The following is a 19,594-nucleotide window of genomic DNA, read 5'->3' on the forward strand; positions in this document are numbered from 1 at the left end:
AGCTGATGCGGTGCAGGTTTTGCGCAGGCTGGCCCAGCCATGCCACCACCGCACAGGCAATACCCCTGGGCCAGCCTGGCTGGCCGTCACACCCACAGGAGAGGCCATGACGCCCCCTACCCCATTATTGAGCGTCAACGGTGTCGCCAAGCACTATGCTACCCCGGTGCTGAGCGATATCGATCTGACGCTGTCCGCCGGTGAAGTGCTGGCCTTGACCGGTGAAAACGGCGCGGGCAAAAGCACGCTCTCCAAGATCATATGCGGCTTGGTGCCGCCGACACTGGGCTCATTGACCCTGTCTGGGCAGCCTTATCAGCCGACATCCCGTAGCCATGCCGAGAAACTGGGCGTGCGCATGGTCATGCAGGAACTCAGCCTGATCCCTACGTTGAGCGTGGCGGAAAACCTGTTGCTGGATAAGCTGCCGCAACGATTTGGTCTGATCAACCGCCGTGTCTTACATGAACAGGCCGCCAGGCAGATGGCCGCCATTGGCCTGGACAATATCGACCCCAGCGCTCCAGTCGGCAGCCTGGGCATCGGTCACCAGCAGATGGTGGAAATCGCACGCAATCTGGTTGGTGATTGCAAACTGCTGATTCTGGACGAACCCACCGCCATGTTGACCGACCGTGAGATTGCGCACCTGTTTGTGCAGATCGCCAAGCTCAAGGCTTGCGGCGTAGGCATCATCTATATCTCCCACCGGCTGGACGAGCTGCAACGCATTGCGGATCGGGTCGCGGTGCTGCGCGATGGGCGGCTGGTGGATGTGCGCCCGATGGCAGGCGTCACACAAGACGAGCTGGTACAGCGCATGGTCGGCAAGACCGTGGACGAAGGCGCCGGACGCCCGCGCCGCCAGGCCGGGGCGGTGCGTCTGGCCGCCCGGCAACTGCGGCGTGGCGAGCTGGTACAAGATGTCGATCTGGAGCTACGCGGCGGTGAAATCATGGGCCTGGCTGGCTTGGTTGGCGCAGGCCGTACTGAATTACTGCGGCTGATCTTTGGTGCGGATCGCAAGGAAGGCGGCGAGCTGTATCTCGACCAGGCAGCCACAGCGGTGACCATTGATTCGCCGATGGCTGCCATCCGCCATGGCATCGGCCTGGTCACGGAGGACCGCAAGGCACAGGGCCTGCTGCTGAATCAACCGATTCGCATCAACACCACACTGGCCAATCTGAAGCCCGTCAATCGTCATGGTTGGCTCAATCAGACAGCCGAGCTGTCCATCACCCAGCACTTGGCAGACCTGCTGCGCGTGAAATGCCAATCGGTCGAGCAGCCTGTCGGTGAGCTGTCCGGTGGCAACCAGCAGAAGGTCGTATTCGCGCGCTGGCTGCATCGCGACTGCAATGTACTGCTATTGGACGAACCCACGCGCGGGGTCGATATCGGCGCCCGTGCCGACCTGTATCAAGAGTTGGATCGACTGGCTGCGGCGGGCAAGGCCTTGCTGATGGTATCCAGCGACTTGCGCGAGTTGATGACAGTCTGCGACCGGATCGGCGTGATGAGCGCAGGCAGGCTGGTCGCCATTTTCGAACGCGGCCAATGGACCGAACAAGGCTTGCTGGAAGCATGCTTCAGCGGTTACGCCAACCTGAACCGCACCCAACACGCGGCAACAACGCATCATTGAGGTAACCATGCAATCTTCTACACAAACCCTGCGCAATCAATCCACGGGAAAACCCACCGGCGGCAAGCTGGGGGGCGCCATGGGAACCTATATCGGACTGCTGGGCACGCTGGCCGCGATGATCGCGCTGTTTGGCACGCTGAGCCAATATTTCCTGACCATGGATACCTTTGTCACCATTGCCAATGACATCCCAGCGCTGGCTGTCATGGCGGTCGGCATGACCTTTGTGCTGGTCATCGCAGGCATCGACTTATCGGTCGGCTCGGTGATGGCGCTGGGTGGCGCAGTCACGGCCATCGCGCTGCAGCAATGGCAATGGGGTGTCTGGCCTGCGGCCCTGCTGGGCTTGGTGGTCGGGCTGGTATGCGGCTTGATCAACGGCGTGGTGTCTGTCGGCTGGCGTCTGCCTTCATTCATCGTGTCACTGGGCATGTTGGAAATTGCCCGTGGCAGCGCTTACATCGCGACGGACTCCCGCACCCAATATATCGGCACCACCGTGGAATGGCTCAGCGCCCCCATTGCGGGCAGCATTTCGCCTGCCTTCATCCTGGCCGTGCTGGTGGTGATCGCCGGGCAGATCATCCTCACCCGCACTGTGTTTGGCCGTTACATGATCGGCATCGGCACCAATGAGGAAGCCATGCGACTGGCTGGGGTCGATCCACGCCCAGTCAAGATTGCGGTATTTGCGCTGATCGGTGTACTGGCTGCAGTGGCAGGCCTGATGCAGACCTCTCGCCTGGAAGCCGCCGACCCCAATATGGGCGTCGGTATCGAGCTGCAGGTGATTGCAGCCGTGGTCATCGGCGGAACCAGTCTGATGGGGGGACGCGGGTCGGTCATCAACACCTTCTTCGGCGTGCTGATCATCGCAGTGCTAGAGGCGGGCCTGGCCCAAGTCGGCGCCAGCGAGCCGACCAAGCGCATCATCACTGGCTGCGTCATCGTCGCCGCCGTGGTGCTGGACATGTACCGTGAACGCCGCCGTGCGCGCAAAGGTTGATGCATCTTCCATCGCAGACCAGATGCCATTCCATCACATCATGCAACGACCCAATTCTGCGTGGAGTTAAGCCATGGCAACCATGAAGGAAGTCGCCCACCGGGCTGGCGTGTCGGTCACTACCGTATCACATGTGCTGAACGGCACCCGACATGTGAGCGACGACGCCAGGAACCGGATCGAGCAGGCGATCCGTGAGTTGTCCTATGTGCCCAGCGCGGTCGCACGTAGCCTCAAGCATAACGTGACGCACACCATCGGCATGATGATCCCCAACAGCTCGAACCCGTATTTCGCTGAGATATTACGGGTCATCGAGGCGCGTTGTTTCGATGCGGGTTATAACGTCATCCTGTGCAATTCGGACGACAACCCGCACAAGCAGAGCGTGTACTTGCGGGTGCTGACCGAGCGGCGCATCGATGGGCTGATCGTCGTCACCTCGGGCGAAGACGCCGGGCTGCCTGCGCTGCTGACCGACCTGCACCTACCCATGGTGCTGGTGGATCGTGAAATGGACAATATCCACTGCGATCTGGTCGAAGTCAGCCACATTCAGGGCGGATACCTGGCCACCCAGCACCTGCTGACGCTGGGGCATCGTCACATCGCCTGCATCAGCGGCCCCAGCGAGATCTCACCCAGCGATCAACGGATTGCCGGCTGGCAGCTGGCAATGGGTGAGGCCGGAATCGAGCCAGCGGATGATGCACTCTGGCGCAGTGACTTCACCAGTCGCGGCGGCTATCAGGCCATGCATGCCCTGCTCCGCCAGCCACAGCCACCCAGTGCGGTCTTCGTCTGCAACGATCTGATGGCGATAGGCGCCATGTGTGCGGCTTACGAATTGGGTATCCGTGTCCCGGATCAGCTGTCGATCATTGGCTTTGACGACATCGACCTGGCGTCATTCAGCAGCCCGCCGCTGACGACCGTGTCGCAGCCCAAGGAACGCATTGGCGCCATTGCCGTGGACATGTTGCTGGAGCACATCCAAGGCCGCCGCGACGAGCCGCGCCGCATCGTATTGCAGCCTGAGCTGCGCTTTCGCAGCTCGACCGCACCTTTTGCCCCGCCGGGTACGCCGGCCCGGCGCAGCAAAACCACATTGAACAACCGTTAGGCCGATCCATCGGGTCACGACCTTCCTCCAACCAACCATCTGAATCCACATGACCACATACAAACCATCTACACGCCGTCTCGTTGTTGTTGGTAGTCTGAACATGGACCTGGTGATGCGCGTCCCACGTGCGCCAGAGGCCGGTGAAACCCTGACCGGGTACGACTTTGCCACCCATCCAGGTGGCAAAGGTGCCAATCAGGCGGTGGCCTGCGCCCGATTGGGTGGCGAGGTCAGCTTGATCGGTCGGCTGGGCAATGACGCATTCGGTCAGGTATTGCGTGATGGCCTGATCGCGGAAGGCATCTCGGATGACACCGTGGGCAGCGATGACCGGGCAGCCACTGGCGTTGCCATGATCATGGTGGATGACGCCGCGCAGAACCGCATCACCCTGGCCCCGGGTGCAAACGCCAAGCTGACACCCGCCCACATCGATGCCCAGGCAGGGCTGTTCGATGGCGCGGCGATGTTGATCCTGCAACTGGAAGTACCCATGCCCACCGTGCTGCACGCTGCCACGCTCGCCCGCCGGCATGGTTGCCCCGTGCTGCTCAACCCAGCGCCCGCGACCAGCTTGCCCGATGCCATCTGGCCAATGATCGATTACCTGGTGCCTAATGAGACAGAAGCCACGCTATTGACCGGCATCATAGTCACTGACCCGGCCAGCGCTGGCGAAGCCGCAAAACGATTGCTGGATAAGGGCGTCCGCAATGTGCTGATCACATTGGGCTCACAAGGTGTGCTGCTTGCCAATGGACAAGGCACCGAACATCTGCCAGCGTTTGTGGTTAAAGCCATCGACACCACGGCGGCGGGTGACACCTTCATCGGCGGCTTGGCTGCCGGCCTGGCAGAGGGCATGAGCCTGTCCGATGCCGCCCGCCTAGGCCAACGTGCCGCGTCGATCAGCGTCACTCGCCACGGCGCACAACCGTCCATCCCATATCGTGCCGAGCTGAATAGTTGAAATTTTGCCTGCTTAACCAGGCTTTGTTGTTGAGAGAGTTGCACCATGAAGAAGACCCCACTGCTACACCCTGATCTGTCCGATGCCATTGCCCGCCTGGGGCATGGTGACATGCTGGTGATCGCTGATGCTGGCTTACCGATCCCCGACGGGCCACGCCGGATCGATCTGGCAGTGACGCCGGGGCTGCCCGGCCTGGATGCAGTGTTGGAGGTAGTGCTGGGAGAAATGCAGGCCGAGTACGCCACCATCGCATCCGAGCTGGGCGACCGCAATCCCGTCGTGGCGCAACAGGTGGCACAGCGCCTGGGCGGTCTCGCCATCCGACAGCTCGATCATGAACAATTCAAGCAGTTGACCCGGGCCGCGCGCGTTATCGTCAGAACCGGCGAATGCACCCCGTATGCGAATGTGATCTTACACGCGGGCGTGGTGTTCTGACCCAACAGGGGTGCTCAGCCCGGCAACGCCGGATTGGGCGCCCACAGACCCGCATGCGGATCGGTGATCAACCCAGAGCGCAGCAATCTTTCATGCAGCACCAGCGCATCGGCAACGTGGGTACGTAGCTCGATGCGGTCCACCGGTTTGTTGATGAATTTATGTACCGTCCCATCGTTGATGGCGTCCAGCATGCCACGGAAATCGGCATGGCTGCTCATCAACAACCGCACCGTATTCGGTGACAACTGACGGGCCCGCTTCAGGAAGTCGATGCCCATCATGTCTGGCATATGCTGATCACACAGAATCACCCCGACGTGATGACAGGCCAGCTCCTCGAATGCAATCTGCACATCGTTGGCGATCAATATCCGGTAGTCGGCCTCGCGCAGATCGCGCTCCATCGCAGTGGTGACGCTGAATTCATCATCCACGATCATCAAGGTATGCTGTCGCGTCTTTTTCCGCACACCGATCGGCGCACGGATATGCCCCTCGCGCAGCAGGTTGCTGCATGCCTCGGCGGGCATGGCCGCGCTGAAGTAATGGCCTTGCACTTGGTCGCATTCCCGGCTTTCGAGCAATGCCACCTGGCCGGGGGTCTCCACCATCTCGGCAATCACCACCAGCCCCAGCCGGTGCGCCATGGAGATGATGGCATCGGTAATGGCCAGGCTGCGCGGGTCTGATGTGATCTCTTTCACAAACGAGCCATCCAGCTTCAGCTTATCGATCGGAAAACGTTTCAGATAGTGCATATTCGAATAAGCCGTACCGAAGTCATCGATGGCCAGCTTGACACCAAGCTCCTTCAGCTTGTACATCAATGCGATATTCTTTTCCGGGTCGTCCATCGACACGCTTTCCGTCAATTCCAGCTCCAGAAACTCCGGTGTCATGTGGGTGGACTGCAATAGATTGGCCAACAATACTTCCAGGCCCCGTCGCCTGAATTGCTTGGCCGATACGTTAACGGCAATGCTCAGCTCCGGCATGCCCATTTCCTGCCAGACCCGGTTCTGCCGGCAGGCCTGATGAATCACCCACTCGCCCAGTGGCTCGATCAGGCCGGTTTCCTCAGCGATCGGGATGAAGCGGCCCGGCGAGATATTCCCCAGCTCTGGGTGCTTCCAGCGTAACAAGGCTTCCAGGCCGACGATGCGACCGGTCTTCAGCTCGATCTGCGGCTGGTAGTGCAAGGACAGTTGCTCCCGTTCGATGGCATGACGCAGCTCGCTCTCGATATGTACTTTTTCAGATAACTTGTGCCCAAGCTCCGCGCTGTAGGTCTGCAGATTGTTGCGGCCTTCCTGCTTGGCTTGGTACATGGCAGCATCAGCAAACCGGAGCAGGTCATCGGCATTGCGCCCATCCGTCGGAAATGCGCTGTAACCGACGCTACAGGTGACCACCAGCTCCCGTCCGCCCAGGTGGATGGGCTCCACTACCCGGCTCAATACCCGCTGAATGACTTTCGATTCTTCGTTGCCATCGACGGCGTCTTGCAACAACACCACGAACTCGTCGCCACCGATACGGGCAATGGTGTCTGAATCCCGTACACAGCTGGTCATACGGCCCGCCAGTGTTTTCAGCAGCTCATCACCCATTTCATGTCCAAAACTGTCATTGATCCACTTGAAGCGGTCGAGATCGATGAAGCACACTGCACAGCGGCCATTGTTGCGGCGAGCATAGGCAATGGCCTGGGTCAGCCGATCCATGAACACATTGCGGTTCGGTAGACCGGTCAGCGCATCATGCGTGGCCTGATGTTGCAAGGCGCTTTCCAGACGCTTGCGCTCGGTGATGTCCTGCACCATGCCTTCATAGCAGATCACTTCATTCTGCTCGTTCCGAACCACATGGGCGGTGATGGACAGCTCGATCTCCGTGCCATCTGCCCGCCTGGCGGGCACCTCGACATTGCGGATGGCGCCTTCGAGCCGGATGGCGCTTGCCAGGCCGTCATTGGCCTCCCGCCCGAGAAAGACGTCAAACGGCTGCCGGCCATAATGTGTTTTCAAGTCCTCCGGCGATTTGCAGCCCAGAATCCGGGCCAAGGCATTGTTCGCCAGAATCAGTTGACCATCCCACTCACAGCGAAAGATCCCCTCGGCGGCATTGTCGAAAATGTCACGGAACTTTGATTCCGCCTCACGTAGCTTCTGTTCTGACAGCTTATGCTCTTCGATCTCCCGCGCCAGTTTTTCATACAGCATGGCGTTCTGGATGGATATGGCCGCCTGCGTCGCCAACAGATTCAGCAACTCCACCCGTTCGGTGTGGAAGACGCCCGCCAATTGGCTGTTTTCCAGGTACAACATGCCCACCATCACATGCTGGCGCAGGATCGGCATGCACAGTACTGATTTAGGCATCACCGCGACGATATACGGGTCGGAGACGAACAAGCCATCGATGGTTGCATCGTGCAGCACGACACAGGCTTGGGTGCGCTCCACATATTGGGTGATCTGCAGCGGTAGCTCCAAGGGGTTGGGCAATGCGGACGGGTCACCTATGGCCGGCAGGCTGGGCGTCTGGTGACCAGTCTGGCTGGCAGCGACCACCCAGCTTTCATCCCGCTTCAGCAACAGGCACGCTTTTTGTCCTCCGGCAGATTCCAACAGGGTATTCAGCAATTGCCCGAGCAGCTTGTCGAGCACAATCTCGCTGGAAATGGCGTGTGATGCCTTGAGCACAGCGGCGATGTCCAGCTCGCCCAGCGAGGGGCCATCATCTATCCGGCTGGGCCGCCGCCGGATGGGCGCTGCCATCTGTGGTGGGTCGCCCACCAATTGATTGGCAACCGGGGTCGGGCTGGCCGTAGCAGGCAGAAACTCCGTCAAAAGACGTGGATGCTCGCTCAGCAAAGCAGCGGCTTTATTCTTTGCCCCCCATGCGACATAGCCAAACCGTGCCTTGCGCATATAGATCCGGCCAAAGTCCAGCTTGCCTTGTTGCAACCAGAACTTGGCTGCCAACTCATTGGCCATGGCCTCGTGCTGTAAGTGCCCACTATTGCCTGCTGTCTGGATGGCTGCATCGTAAAGCTGCATGGCGTGCTCAGTCTCTCCCTGGATGCGGGCCAGCTCGGCGGACACCAGCTGGTATTGATGCAGGAAATTGGCGGGGCAATGCTCTGCCCAGATCAACAACTGCGCCTGATTGGCCTCAATCTGGGCTAGGCTCGCCCCCTCCACGTCCACATCTGGGTATAGCGCCAAGAGCACCAGCGAATGGACAAAATTGATGGCGGCCTCGGTGAGATTGCCTTTCACATAGCCCTGCATGCCCCGCGCCTCGTCCAGACAGCCCAATGCCAGCTCCGGAAAACCATACAGATACAGGGCAAACGCCTTGGCCAGACGGTAAAAACACAAGGCGGCAAATGACCGGTGCTCATGGCTGGCCAGCAGGAAATCCGCCTCGGTGGTGTCCGCGACATCAAATGACAGGATGCCTGCGGTCTCGCCAGCCAGATTGGCCGCCACCAAGCGACACCCGAGGATATTGTCGGTGGACAGATTGTGTTTCACCCGCTTGGCGAAGGACAGATGACGCGTGGTATCGCTCAGTAACTTGTTGAGATTCTCCCCCCGCAGAAAGCCATTCAGGGTTCGACAATTGGCCAGAATATAGCCGATGAATTGAAACTCTCCGGATTCCATACCAGCACGCTGTCCCTCATCATTGAACACGTCAGCCTCGGACACCGGGCGCATCCAATGATTGAGGAACATGCTGATGATCAGGCAGGCCTTGCACTTCAAGCTGTGGCTATTGTATTTCTCAGCCAGACGCAGCCCCAGCATGCCGAATTCGTACCCCATCTGATACCGGCCACGGTTGGCGGCCAGGGTATTGCCAAAGCTGGCATAGCCTTTTGACGACTCGGGCACATTGCCATACTGCATCGACAGCTTGGTCATGCGCGCCAACACCCAGCTGTAAAGGGCATACCGGTTGGTGAAGTAGATGGTGGTGTGCACCGTCATCATCACCTTCATGACGGCCATGATGCGCGGGTCGGTCATGGCGGGCAGATCAATCAAGGATGCGACGGTACAGGCTTGCAGACCAGCCTCCACATCAGCGATCTCCGCCTCCAACGCGGCGTTCAGATTCTCTGGTACCGGGAAGCCCATGCCTAGCAGAGCCAGTGCCTTGCTGGCCGATTCGACCGCCTCCTCGTTCTTGCCCAGCATGGTGAGCTGGGTGACCAGCTGAGCGTAGGCTTCGCTGCGATCGAGCAATGCTGCTTTCTGCCAGATGGTGTCGATCAGTTGCTCTGACGCTTCATAACAGCCGTTCAGGTATTCAGCCTCGGCGCGCTCACGGTGCAGCGCCAACGTCAGGTCGTACTGCTCCGCCCAATCACCGGGAAATGCCGTCATGCCTTGCTGCAGATAACTCAGCGCTGCACTGTAGGCAGAGGCAAATTTGGCTTTCCGGGCAGCCTCCAGATTGAGCTGAGCGACTTCGATCCGCTCACCTTCCGCATCGACCAATGCCAGGCCACGATTCAGATGATCCACCACCTCGAACAAGCGCTCACCCCATGCCGCCATCCCCAGGTTATTGAGCAACAGACGCCCCAGCCTTAGATGCAGGCCGGGCTTTTCGTCGTCTGCGATCAGCTCATATGCGGCTTGCTGCACCCGATCATGCAGAAATTTCAGTCGATGGTAGACCAGGGTTGAATCCGGGTTGCTCTGATCAAGGATGGACAGATCCGAAGCGGGCAGCAAAATGCCATCACGTACTGCCGGGAACAGCCGCCGGTAACACTCAGCGGGTTGCCTTTCGATCACCAGGGCCAAGGTCGCCAGATCGAAGCGGTTACCCAGGCAGGCGGCCAGCCTGAGTGCAGCCACCGTGTCCGCTGGCTGTTTACGTAATTTGGCCAGCATCAGGCTGACGACATTGTCGGTGATATCAGATTGCTCGATACGAGCAATATCCCAGCGCCAGCGTGCATGATCGGGGTTTTCCGGGTCAGCCTGGAACTGGATCATACCCTCTTGGTACAAGGTGGTCAGAAACTGGCCGACAAAGAACGGGTTGCCCGCCGTCTTGTGCAAGACCAGGTCAGCCAGTGGTTCGGCTTCCTCCAGGCTACAGTAGAACGCATCACTGACCAGCCGTGTCACATGCTCCAGGTGCATCGACTGCAGTACGATGAATGAAATCGGCGCGGCCTGTCGATCCAGCCGTTCGGTCAGCGCGGTCAATGGATGTTGCTCGTTGACTTCGTTGTCGCGGAAAGCACCGATGATCATCAGATGTCCGGCCTCATCGTCGATCAACAGCACCTCCATCAGCTGCAATGTCGCCATATCCGCCCACTGCAAGTCATCCAGAAAAATCACCAGTGGGTGATCCGCCTGGTAAAACACGCGGACAAAGCGCTGGAACAACATATTGAAGCGATTCTGCGCCTCGCGGGGGGGCAAGGCGGCCACTGGCGGCTGCGGCCCCAGGATCAGCTCCAGCTCAGGAATCACATCGATGATCAACTGGCCATTCTGCTCCAGCGCATCGATCAGCAGTTTCCGCCACCGCAGAATGCTGACCTCGCTCTCGGTCAACAGCTGGCCGATCAACGACTGCAGCGCCGTGACCAATGCGCTGTACGGCACAGTGCGCTGGAACTGGTCAAATTTACCGCTGATGAAATACCCACGCCGCATGGTGATGGGCCGGAACAGCTCTTGCACCAGGCAGGTCTTGCCGATACCTGAGTACCCGGCAATCAACATCAACATCCGCCCACCACGGCTGACATGCTCGAACGCATCGAGCATCTTGTCGATCTCCTGCTCCCGACCATACAGGGTTTGCGGCAGATGAAAACCACTGGGTATATCGTGTTCCGCCAGCTTGAACAGCTCAATGTCCAGGTGGTCTTTCAAGCGCAGCAGGCAGGCATCCAGGTCCGATTTGATTCCCCATGCACTCTGGTAACGACGTTCTGCGGTCTTCTCAAGCAGCTTGGCCACAATGTCGGCCACAGCTCTGGGGATGTCCGGATCGACATCGGACAGGAGCAATGGCATTTCAGCAAGATGGCAATGCACCAGCTCCAAAGAATCGCGCCCCTTGAAGGGCAGGTGATGGCTCAACAGCTCATACAACACCACCCCCATCGAATAGAAGTCGGTCCGGTAATCAAGTACGCGATTCATCCGTCGGGTCTGCTCGGGCGACATGTACGCCAATGCGCCCTCCAGCATATCGAGATTCTTGATGGTGGGGTTCTCTCGGGACAGCTGGGAGGCAATGCCGAAGTCGATGATCTTGAGCTGCCGGGTTGCGGGGTTGTAGACAATATTGTCCGGCGTGATATGTTTGTGGACGATATGCCGGGCATGGATCTCAGCAATACCCTCTGCCAGCAGACTGGCAATGGTGAGCGATTCCTCCAATGTGAATATCCGCTGGCCCATCCAATACTGCAAGGATTGCCCGCCGATGTCCTCCATGACCAGCACCGGGCGATTTCGGCTGAAAGCCAGGCTATAGGCCCTGGCCGCGCATCGGCAATCCAGCAATTGGCTGGCAATCTCGTATTCCCAGCGATATGACGCAACTGCTTCGGGGCGCGGGTAGTCCTGTCGCAATACTTTCAGCACCACCTGCTGCCCACGCAGCAAATCCACCGCGCGGAACACTTGGCTGCACGGGCTCTCATAGAGTTTTTCCTGAACATCGAATCCCACCACTGAGAACATGGCTTACTCGCTCAAGTCAATGGATGCAGTATTGTCGATACCCCGTCAACAAAAAACCTGATTCCCGAAATATTCCAGGCGTTTATTCAAGCCACATCAACAACACTCCACAGCCCCATTCAGGGTGAGGAATTTTTATGCCCGACAAACGACCAATGTTGGGCAAGGCACAATACAGCCTGATGATACAAGGCTTTCTCTACCTATCTGGCCGGTGACTTCCACCAATGCCATTACACTATATTTAGTCGATTCATGATCGATTTACACCTGCTTTCTGCGAATTGTATATATCCGTAAATTCAAAATTGAAAGCGCATCGCTAATTTAAAATGATCACCTATATCATTTGGCGACATGACCACATGTTCAATTGCATTGGATAAAAAAAGCCATGCCCAGACACGGCATGGCTCAATGCACTTGATGGCGTGCCACCCAGGCAGCACAATGGTGCGCTGCATTACGTAACGCAGTCATGCATATGCGTTTGGATGCACACCTACCCTAATGCACCCAGCCAACCAGGCTTACCCGCGCTTGGTCAGCCCACGCAATACCGCCCGGGCGGCGTCGATGATTTCTGACGCGGTCAAACCCACCGGCCCCAGGCCCTCAGTCACCAATTTGTCTGCCGCTGCACCATGCAGGTATACCGCGAGCTGCACTGCATCAAAACCACTCAAGCCCTGCCCCAGCAAGGCCGCAACCACGCCCGCCAACACATCTCCTTGCCCACCGCTGGCCAAGCCAGGGTTACCGCTGGTATTGATGCACCATTCCCCCTGACACGACATACAGATACTACCGCAGCCTTTCAGCACCAGATCAGCACCGAAATGCTCGGCCAATGCGGTAGCGGCCTGCAGGCGATCCGCCTGCACCGCTGCGGTCTGCCATCCCAGCAGGCGCCCGGCCTCCGCCGGATGGGGAGTCAGCACCGTGGTACCTTGTCGGGTTGCCAGCTGGTTGGCGAGATCGGGTTTGTCGGCAATCAAATTCAGGGCATCGGCATCCAACACCAATGGCAGCGGGGTGCGCAGTGCCAGATCGAGCGCATGTACGGCATCTGCGCTTTTCCCGAGCCCAGGCCCGACAGCCAGGCAAGTCAAATGCGCCAGATGGAACAGATCCTCGGCATGCCGGAGCATCAGCTCGGGTTGCAGGTGATCCACCCGAGGTGCATCCGGGTCAAGCAGGCCCAGTGTGACGCGACCGGCACCCAATTTCAGCGCGGCCCGCCCCGCCAGCAACGCGGCACCGACCATGCCCGCCGCGCCGCCGATCACACCAACACTGCCGAACAGCCCTTTGTGACTGTTGCGCAGCCGTGGCGCAAGCAGCCCGGCCACATCAGCGCCATGGAGCGCACGTCCAGCAGGCGCCAGCAGGGTATGGGCATCCAGGCCAAGCGGTGCCATGATGATCTCACCTGCGTGATCGGGCCCATCGTGAGTCAGCAGGCCGGGCTTCAAGCCGATGAAGGTCATCGTCCATTTGGCATGGACCGCACGCCCCAGCACTGCACCGGTCTTGGCGCACAGACCACTGGGCACATCCAATGCCAGCTTAGGCGCCGCCAGCAGATTCAGCTGATCAACCCAAGCCATCCAGCCCGCATCCAAGGGGCGGTTCAGACCAATGCCGAACAAACCGTCGATGACGATCCGATAGCTGGGGGCTGGGCTGGGTAGAGCCGTCAGACAAGGCTGCCCGGTGGCTTGCCAGTCCTGCCAGGCCCGTTGCGCATCGGGTGGCAAAGTCGCAACCTGCCCCAGGAACAACATGTCGATCTGGTAGCCAGCCTGCTTCAGCAAGCGTGCAGCCACCAACGCATCCCCCCCATTGTTACCCTGCCCGGCCACACACAGAATCCGTTGTCCGGTAGGCACATGGCTCCGCACCCAGTCCGCCACGGCCTGCCCCGCCAGTTGCATCAGTGGTTGGCCGACCTGGGTCGCCCCCATGCTCTCCAAGGTCCGTATCTGCTCCACATGGTATACAGCAGTCATCGCAATCCGCTCCCTTCAATACCGGTCTTCATCCCAACAGGGTAGCGCGAAAGCGCCAGCCTGGCGACCCAGGCGGGATACGACATTGCATCCGCCTAGTCACCCTCGCATCAGGTAGAATGCCGGTTTTGTCTTGTTCCGTTGGAATGGCACGCCTGCCATGTATCATATCGAATCGTTGCGCCCTGACCACACGGCCCTCGCCGCCGACTTCTACCGCCAGATCGGTTACCGTCATATGCTGACTGGCGATGAGCGACTCATCGGAGCCTGGTCGGACAACCGGCTCGTCGGATGCGTCCGGCTCTGCCAAGAACAAGGTGAATCCGTCCTGCGTGGCATGCAGATCTTGCCGGCGTACCAGCGGCAAGGCCTGGGCACCCGGTTGTTGTTGGCGCTCACTCAAGCAGTTGGCGACCAGCCCTGCTATTGTGTGCCATATCACCATTTACATGGTTTCTATCATCAAGCCGGTTTTCGCGTGTTGCCGCTGGATCAAGCCCCTGGTTTTCTGTCCGAGCGGGTATTGCGTTACCGTCATGATGGATTGCCAGTCGATTTGATGGCTCGTCTACCTTCATACACCGATTGACACCACAATGCGCCTGCTGTTCAAGCTCATCAAAATACTATTGTTGCTGGGTATCGTACTGATCGTCGCATCTGGCGGCTGGCTGTTCCATTTTGCCAACAGCCCGCTGCCCGTCGGCCAATACCCCAAAACATTCACAATCCGCCACGACAGCAATCTACGCGCTGTCACCCGTCAGCTCACGCATCAAAAGGTGCTGAATGAACCTTGGAGCTTCTGGCTGCTGGCACGCCTGTCTGGCCGCAGCACCCAGCTGAAGGCTGGCAGCTATCAGCTTACCGAGGCAATCACCCCGCTGATCCTGTTGGATAAATTACAGAAAGGGGACTTCCACCTGAGCGTCGTCACCATCATCGAGGGCTGGACATTCCGGCAGATGCGCGAAGCACTGGACCGCCATGCCCACCTGCGGCACGACACCCAGGGGTTGACGGATGAGGAGATCCTCAACCGGCTGGACATCCCTCAGCGTAATCCAGAGGGCCTGTTCTTCCCAGATACCTATTTCGCGGCGCTGGGCAGCTCCGACCTGCAGATCCTACGCCGTGCACACGAGACCATGCAGCAACACCTTGAAGAAGCCTGGAACGAACGCGCCGCAGACCTTCCGTACCGCGATGCCTACGAGGCGCTGATCATGGCCTCGCTGATCGAAAAGGAAACTGGCAGAGCGTCGGATCGCACACTGATCGGTGGGGTGTTTGTGAATCGCCTGAAGAAAGGCATGCGCCTGCAAACCGACCCAAGTGTGATCTATGGGCTGGGCGCCAAATTTGATGGCGACTTGCGCAAGGCCGACCTGCAGAACGACACCCCCTACAACACCTACACCCGAGGCGGCCTGCCACCCACACCGATTGCCCTGCCCGGTTTGCAGTCGCTGCAGGCGGCGGTGAACCCGGCCCGTACCGATGCCTTGTATTTCGTTGCACGCGGCGATGGCAGCTCCCACTTCTCCGGCTCGCTTGATGAACATAACCGCGCTGTCGATAAATACATCCGGAGTCGTTGATCATGTTCCTCATCACCCTGACCTATCGCGTACCATTGACGGCAGTCGATGCCGCCCTGCCTGCGCACATCGATTACCTGCAGCAACAATATGCAGCTGGTGTGTTCCTGGCCAGCGGTCGGCGCACGCCTCGCACTGGGGGTGTGATCTTGGCGACTGCCGCCGATCGCCAGACATTGAATGCCACGCTGGCCGCCGATCCCTTTTACCAGCAGGGCATCGCTGATTATGATGTGATTGAATTCACCCCGACCATGACGGCCCCGGGACTTGAAAAATTGAAGGAATACTAGCCAGACCATGCCTGCACGTTTTATCACTTTGGAAGGCATCGATGGTGCCGGCAAAAGCACCCATCTGACCTGGCTCACACAGTGGCTGGCCCGCCACGCCATTGACCATATCATCACCCGCGAGCCAGGCGGCACGCCGCTGGGCGAGCAACTACGCGCCCTCCTGCTACATGAACCCATGCACCTGGAAACCGAGGCACTGCTGATGTTTGCCGGGCGGCGCGAACACCTGCACCAAGTCATCCAGCCCGCGCTTGCCGCCGGGCGCTGGGTGGTGTCAGACCGCTTTACCGATGCCAGCTTCGCTTACCAAGGCGGGGGACGGGGCCTGAGCGAGGCCAAGCTGCGCGAGCTGGAGCACTGGATCGGTGGCATCCAGCCGGATCTGACCCTGCTGTTCGACGTCCCACTGGCCGTCAGCCAAGCCCGCATGGCCAGCTCACGCCAGTTGGATCGCTTCGAGCAGGAGCAAAGCGATTTCCATGCACGTGTCCGCCAGGCCTATCTGGATCGCGCTCACGCTTATCCACAGCGCTTCCGCATCATCGACGCCAGCCGCCCCATCGCGGACATCCACGCAGAGCTTACCCACCTCATGGAAACATTCATCGCATGAGTATCCATCCTTGGCATGCCGGTGCCTGGGCCCAGCTCAACACCACCCGCAGCCGCTGGCCCCATGCCCTATTACTGACTGGGCCACAGGGCATCGGCAAGGTCGCCTTTGCCAAGCAGGTGGTGGCGTCTTTGCTGTGCGAGCACCAGCAACCGGATCACCAACCCTGTGGACAGTGTGACGCCTGCCATTGGCTCGCCAACCACAGCCATCCGGACTTCCGTGAACTGACGCTGCTGGAAGACGAAGACGGTGATGATGAAACCAAAAGCAAGAAAGCGCCGACCCAGATCAGCATCAAACAGGTTCGGGAACTGACCGATTTCGTGAACGTCACCTCACACCGACAAGGCTCGCGCATCACGCTATTACATCCGGCAGAAGCCATGAATGGCGCCGCTGCCAATGCTTTGCTGAAGACATTGGAGGAACCCCCTCCCGGTGCGCTGTTCATCCTGGTCAGCCACCAGCCACAACGGCTGCTACCCACCATCCGTAGCCGCTGTCGCGTCTTCACCCTGGCTGCGCCCTCCACCGATGAGGCCACACGCTGGCTGGCCGCCCAGGGGGTGGAAGCGCCGGAACAAGCACTGGCGCAAGCCGGCTACGCCCCGCTACTGGCCTTGTCTCTGGCAGACCCAGCCTTGCAGGCCGAACGCCGGTCATTCACCGCGGCCCTGGCCGAGCCCCAGCGGCTCGACCCATTACACCTGGCAGATATCTGGCAGAAAACCGATATATTGAAAATCGTGGACTGGTTACAAAAATGGCATTATGACCTGCTAAGCTGTCAATTATCCGGCATAATTCGCTACCATCCGGAGCGCAAGACCGAGATCGAAAGACTGGCCAGACCAGCCGATCCGCTCCGGCTGAATGAATTCGGCAAGCAATTGATGGATGCCCGGCGCCTGGCGCACCATCCGCTCAATCCCAGGCTTGTCTTGGAACAACTGTTTTTTGCCTATATCGACACGCTGAAAAAGCAAACCAACCATGGCTGAAGATAACAAACCCTCAGCAGCGGCGGCCCGCGCCGGCGTGCTGTCACTGAGCATCAAGGAAAAATCCGCGCTGCATGCCGCCTATATGGTCTTTGTACAAGGGGGCGGCATCTTCATCCCAACCTCACGACAATACAAGATCGGTGACGAGGTCTTCATGTTGCTCACCTTGATGGATGACCCCAACCGTCTGGCCGTTGCAGGCAAGGTGATCTGGATCACCCCGGCTGGCGCACAAAGCAATCGCACCCAAGGCATTGGCGTGCAATTCACCCAGAACGAGAATGGCATTGCCGCCCGCAACAAGATCGAGTCGCTGCTGGGCAGCGCGCTGCAGTCCAATCGCCCGACGCACACAATGTAGGCATTTGACGTATCATCTGGCCGTTGCCCGTCAACATGACGTGCAACGGCTTTTTCTTTATATTGACTTGATCCGGTTGATCAAGCCTGTTTTCTGCCAGTAATAACATGCCATTTGTCGATTCACACTGCCATATCAATTTTCCAGACCTCGCCAACCAGGCCGATCTGCTACTCAAGCAGATGGCGGACAATCAGGTCAGCCATGCGCTATGCGTGTCAGTCAGCCTGCCAGAATGGCCAGGTGTGATCGAGATGGCCGAGCGCTATCCCAACATCTACGCATCGGTCGGCGTCCATCCGGACTACGAAGACACGCCTGAACCCAGTGTCGAGCAACTGATCGAGCTCGCCCAGCACCCCAAAGTGATTGCCATTGGCGAAACCGGCCTGGATTACTACCGGCTGACTGGCGACCTGGAGTGGCAACGCGAGCGGTTCCGCACCCATATCCGCGCAGCCAAATCCTGCGGCAAGCCGCTGATCATCCACACCCGCGCTGCGGCAGAGGATACGTTGCGCATCATGCGGGAGGAAGGCGCATGCGAGGTGGGCGGCGTGATGCATTGCTTCACTGAGAGCTGGGCCGTGGCCGAGGCGGCCATTGCTGAGAATTTCCACATCTCCTTCTCAGGCATCGTCACCTTCAAAAATGCAGTGGAGCTGAAAGAAGTGGCCCGACGTACGCCGTTGGAACGCATGCTGATCGAAACCGACTCACCATACCTGGCGCCAGTTCCGTTCCGGGGCAAAATGAACCACCCGGCGCTGGTAAAGCACGTGGCTGAGCACATTGCCGATTTACGTGAAACCACGGTTGATGCGATTGCCACCGCCACCACGGCCAATTTCTTCAACCTGTTCCGTGCGGCCAGACCATGACCATGGAATTCACCCTGCTCGGCAGCGGCTCCAGTGCGGGCACACCGATCATCGGCTGTGAATGTGCAACCTGCCGATCAGACGACCCGCGCAATCAACGCACACGAGCCTCGGCCTTGATCCAGGTCAACGGCCTCAATCTGCTGATCGACACCGGGCCCGATCTGCGCCTGCAGGCGCTACGCGAAGGTATCAAGCGGGTTGACGCAGTGCTCTACACCCATCCTCATGCCGACCACCTGAATGGTATCGACGATCTCCGCGCCTTCTGCTACCACCAGCGGGCAGCCATACCCATCTATGGCAATCCATTCACCATCCATGACATCCAGCAGCGCTTTGCATATTGTTTTTTCCCACCGGGTCAATTCTGGGACAAGCCCATTCTTGATGCACGGCCTGTGGAAGGCCCGTTTGAATTCGGCGGCGTGACCATCACGCCAATCCCAGTGGTACATGGCCGCTGGCTCATCCATGGCTACCGCATCGGCAACATCGCCTACATCACCGATGTCAACGACATCCCGGACGCCTCCTGGCCCTTATTACAAGGCCTGGACATCCTGTTGCTGGACTGCCTGAAAGCCACCCCCTACCCGAGCCATTTCGGCGTCGAGCAAGCCATTGACCATGCCCAGCGGATTGGTGCTGGGCAGACCTACCTGATCCACATGACGCACGACCTGGAATACCATGCCCTGCAAAGCCAGCTGCCAGCGAATATCGCCGTAGGCTACGACGGACTGCACCTGACCATCTGACGCCCGCGCCCCCAATACAACAGCCCCCTTATGGCCTGCCGAGGCCAAGACGCCACATCCGCGCTGGCCTGCACGCGCTCAAGCAATCTGCCCCCTGAACAAAGCCACCATCAGCATCCCACCCT

At 59.1% G+C, this 19,594-nt stretch carries 15 protein-coding genes; 13 read left to right on the top strand and 2 right to left on the bottom strand.

Annotated elements, in window-relative coordinates; translation table 11 throughout:
• The first annotated feature begins 106 nt into the window (after positions 1 to 106).
• The 5 genes from HNQ59_RS09620 to rbsD all read left to right on the top strand — a co-directional run bounded on the left by HNQ59_RS09620 (position 107) and on the right by rbsD (position 5,194).
• Positions 107 to 1,648: a sugar ABC transporter ATP-binding protein gene (locus HNQ59_RS09620; RefSeq protein ID WP_184038332.1), complete on the top strand. Its 1,542-nt coding sequence runs from the start codon at positions 107 to 109 to the stop codon at positions 1,646 to 1,648.
• Positions 1,649 to 1,655: 7 nt separating this feature from the next.
• Positions 1,656 to 2,657, top strand: a complete 1,002-nt coding sequence (locus HNQ59_RS09625; protein WP_184038335.1) for an ABC transporter permease — start codon at positions 1,656 to 1,658, stop codon at positions 2,655 to 2,657.
• A 73-nt stretch (positions 2,658 to 2,730) separates the two neighbouring features.
• Positions 2,731 to 3,780, top strand: a complete 1,050-nt coding sequence (locus tag HNQ59_RS09630) for a LacI family DNA-binding transcriptional regulator (protein WP_184038338.1) — start codon at positions 2,731 to 2,733, stop codon at positions 3,778 to 3,780.
• A gap of 49 nt (positions 3,781 to 3,829) precedes the next feature.
• The gene (rbsK, locus tag HNQ59_RS09635) at positions 3,830 to 4,753 is read left to right on the top strand and encodes a ribokinase (RefSeq protein WP_184038341.1); all 924 of its coding nucleotides are present in this window, start codon (positions 3,830 to 3,832) and stop codon (positions 4,751 to 4,753) included.
• Positions 4,754 to 4,798: 45 nt separating this feature from the next.
• Positions 4,799 to 5,194, top strand: coding sequence for a D-ribose pyranase (gene rbsD, locus HNQ59_RS09640; protein ID WP_184038344.1), 396 nt, complete (start codon positions 4,799 to 4,801; stop codon positions 5,192 to 5,194).
• Between the two features lie 14 nt (positions 5,195 to 5,208).
• On the opposite strand, the gene HNQ59_RS09645 is transcribed toward rbsD, so the two are convergent.
• Both HNQ59_RS09645 and HNQ59_RS09650 read right to left on the bottom strand, forming a co-directional pair.
• A complete protein-coding gene (locus HNQ59_RS09645; protein WP_184038347.1) occupies positions 5,209 to 11,934 on the bottom strand; it encodes an EAL domain-containing protein in 6,726 nt (2,241 codons plus the stop codon).
• Between the two features lie 530 nt (positions 11,935 to 12,464).
• Positions 12,465 to 13,946: an NAD(P)H-hydrate dehydratase gene (locus HNQ59_RS09650; RefSeq protein WP_184038349.1), complete on the bottom strand. Its 1,482-nt coding sequence runs from the start codon at positions 13,944 to 13,946 to the stop codon at positions 12,465 to 12,467.
• A gap of 160 nt (positions 13,947 to 14,106) precedes the next feature.
• On the opposite strand from HNQ59_RS09650, the gene HNQ59_RS09655 reads away from it, so the two are divergent.
• From HNQ59_RS09655 to HNQ59_RS09690, 8 genes are all read left to right on the top strand, one after another.
• A complete protein-coding gene (locus HNQ59_RS09655; protein ID WP_184038352.1) occupies positions 14,107 to 14,538 on the top strand; it encodes a GNAT family N-acetyltransferase in 432 nt (143 codons plus the stop codon).
• A gap of 16 nt (positions 14,539 to 14,554) precedes the next feature.
• Positions 14,555 to 15,550, top strand: a complete 996-nt coding sequence (gene mltG / locus HNQ59_RS09660; RefSeq protein ID WP_184038430.1) for an endolytic transglycosylase MltG — start codon at positions 14,555 to 14,557, stop codon at positions 15,548 to 15,550.
• A gap of 2 nt (positions 15,551 to 15,552) precedes the next feature.
• Positions 15,553 to 15,843, top strand: a complete 291-nt coding sequence (locus tag HNQ59_RS09665) for a YciI family protein (RefSeq protein ID WP_184038355.1) — start codon at positions 15,553 to 15,555, stop codon at positions 15,841 to 15,843.
• A gap of 7 nt (positions 15,844 to 15,850) precedes the next feature.
• Positions 15,851 to 16,459 carry a dTMP kinase gene (tmk, locus tag HNQ59_RS09670; RefSeq protein ID WP_184038358.1) on the top strand — a complete coding sequence of 203 codons (609 nt, stop codon included), beginning with the start codon at positions 15,851 to 15,853 and terminating at the stop codon, positions 16,457 to 16,459.
• Positions 16,456 to 17,463 carry a DNA polymerase III subunit delta' gene (gene holB, locus HNQ59_RS09675; RefSeq protein ID WP_184038360.1) on the top strand — a complete coding sequence of 336 codons (1,008 nt, stop codon included), beginning with the start codon at positions 16,456 to 16,458 and terminating at the stop codon, positions 17,461 to 17,463. Before tmk ends, holB begins: the two co-directional genes overlap by 4 nt.
• On the top strand, positions 17,456 to 17,827 hold the full coding sequence (locus tag HNQ59_RS09680) for a PilZ domain-containing protein (RefSeq protein WP_184038363.1): 372 nt from the start codon (positions 17,456 to 17,458) through the stop codon (positions 17,825 to 17,827). Before holB ends, HNQ59_RS09680 begins: the two co-directional genes overlap by 8 nt.
• A gap of 107 nt (positions 17,828 to 17,934) precedes the next feature.
• On the top strand, positions 17,935 to 18,708 hold the full coding sequence (locus HNQ59_RS09685; protein ID WP_184038366.1) for a TatD family hydrolase: 774 nt from the start codon (positions 17,935 to 17,937) through the stop codon (positions 18,706 to 18,708).
• A gap of 2 nt (positions 18,709 to 18,710) precedes the next feature.
• Entirely contained in the window at positions 18,711 to 19,469 is a 759-nt protein-coding gene (locus HNQ59_RS09690; protein WP_184038432.1) for an MBL fold metallo-hydrolase, read from the top strand.
• Positions 19,470 to 19,594 lie beyond the last annotated feature (125 nt).

Source organism: Chitinivorax tropicus, from assembly GCF_014202905.1.
Lineage (GTDB): Bacteria > Pseudomonadota > Gammaproteobacteria > Burkholderiales > SCOH01 > Chitinivorax > Chitinivorax tropicus.